Below are 2180 nucleotides of genomic sequence, written 5' to 3'. Positions count from 1 at the left end.
CAGGATCTCCGCCTGCTTCTTTTCAAGATCTGCCAGACGTTGTTCAGCAGTACGACGAATACGCTTTTTGACTTCGGCCATGTTTTTATGCCTCCTGAAATTGTGAAATGCCTCAAACAATTTGGCCTTCTTTGCCTCTTTGGAAACCTATTTGCAAAAAAGACATCCCCACGTTTATCTACAAAAACGCTCATTGGCAATGTACAGGATATTCCGGAAATAATGCAAGAACGATCGACTATTGGACGCACTCGAAACAGCGGGTAGTATCAGATGGCTAGTGCTATTATGGATAGAGCTTATGACTCGGGTTGATGTTGTTCACGGAGAAATGATGTTTTTTGGGGTTTTATTTTTCGCATTTCTGTTTAGTACAATGGCCGGACTCTCTTTGTTTCTTCTCGATGGGCATCGCCAAAGTCTCGCTGCATGGGTGCTGGTTGTGGCGCTTATCCTTATGGCAGCACAGCAGTGGTCGCAGGTGTTTTCGGTTACCGCGATAAAAGTGATTAGTCACTCAGGTATCTGGCTTTCATATTGGCCAGGCCTCCTGGGCGTTGCATCGGCAGCTATTCTGGATATCCGCTGGTGGGCGCGATGGCTATTCATGAGTGTAGGGTTGTTGGGAATTGCCTTGGCCCTTCTTAGGGTATGAAAGCCACGAAAAAACCCTTGCGCTGTAAAGCGGAGAAGGCTATCCATGACTTCCGAACCGGGAATGTGGCACCGATTACCTATCTCGGCTTCATGAAAGTCCATTTGCGGCACCTACTGGAGGAGCATACCCATGGGTATGATACGCATTTCCTGAAGCCCCTAAAAATAGTAAAAAACTATTCACCATGATGGGCTGAAAAAAAAGCTCTATATAAAATAGAGCTAAGCCCTCATGGACGAGGAGGAGAAAGTCACCAGAAATTATCAGCCAATAGTATTAATGAAGCCGGCGCACAGGCCGGCCTCTACATCCTTTTACGGAGGAGATCAGAAACCCGCCTGGAACTGCAACATTAAGGTGTTGTAGGCCGCACCGATGATGGGCGCGTCATTTGCGCCAAACACGCCGCCCATGGTTCCAGTACCAAAATTGCCCTGACGAGCCGTAGGAATGATGTAGTTCAACTGCACCTCTGCAGCGTGTGGATTGTTGGGGTTGACAAAGTAGTTCAGGCCCACTGTCGTGTTATCGATCTTGGCGTCATAACCGTTGTGGTCGTTGATACTGAAAGAGTCGAAACGTACCGCAGGCTCAATGTCCAACCAGGAAGGCGTCAAGGTCATCTGATGCAGATTGACGCCTAAGCCCACGTTCCAGTCAGTAGCCAGCATGCCCTTATTGCTGTAACCGCCCACGCCAAAGCTACGTCCAGAGGTCATGTTAGTGTAGGAGGCTGCATAGTGAACTCCCATCAGTCCGCCATGTATCCCGGCATTCCAGGTGTATACAGCAGTTTTGGAAAGCCCTGCAGACGGTACAGCGCCCAGACTCATCCGGGATCCGCTCACTTTAGCCTTGAGCAGGGGTCCCATGAAGTCGCACCCCAGACGAGCAAAGGCTATGTAGTTGCCGCTGCCGTTAAGGAACTCACCCTGACCACCTCCGGTGTAATATGCGGCATTATTGCCGGAGTAATAGGCATTGTAAGGGTCCAGGGAAGTGTCATCGGCAAAACCTACGGCATAACTCGCTCCCGTTCCCATCACGTCATCGGCATGAATCATTGCGCCCAAAGAACGGCCTGGAAGCAGGGACTGAGCCATGCTTCGGAAGACAAAAGGCAACGTGTTGCCAGCCTTACTCACATACTCATTACCCACCGGTAACTTGAACTTGCCAACCTTCAGCTGAGCAAAAGGCACGGGTGCATAGTTCATCCAGGCATTAATGATGGAAGCGTTTCCGTTATTGCCAAGGCCGTTGTTCAACAGATTTCCCTTGGGCGTGGACGGATTTCCACTGATACCACTGAGTGCAGCATTGTCCCAACCTGCCTCGATGTTGTACGTGACACCTGGAACGGCCTGGCCCTTGACACCCAGGCGAATACGGTTGGCCCCAATGATCCAACCATTGGGGCCTGTAGGCGATCCATTGGTCGATGTTCCCCACTGCTGGCCGCCGGTGATTTGAGCATATCCGTATAAGATGGGGCCACTGTCGTTTTTGTTGTTTGCCGGTG

At 50.5% G+C, this 2180-nt stretch carries 2 protein-coding genes; one reads left to right on the top strand and one right to left on the bottom strand.

The window, feature by feature from the left end; all coding sequences use genetic code 11:
* Window positions 1-301 precede the first annotated feature (301 nt).
* Window positions 302-655, top strand: a complete 354-nt coding sequence (locus tag AC2VLY_RS10890; protein WP_486894230.1) for a hypothetical protein — start codon at window positions 302-304, stop codon at window positions 653-655.
* Between the two features lie 329 nt (window positions 656-984).
* On the opposite strand, the gene AC2VLY_RS10885 is transcribed toward AC2VLY_RS10890, so the two are convergent.
* Window positions 985-2180, bottom strand: a 1196-nt coding sequence (locus AC2VLY_RS10885) for a porin (RefSeq protein WP_486922264.1), incomplete at its 5' end; no start/stop codon positions are given.

Source organism: Acidithiobacillus sp. TH-A36 (assembly GCF_057473445.1).
The sequence above is the reverse complement of the archived record's forward strand: the minus strand, read 5'-3'. Positions and strand labels throughout refer to the sequence as shown.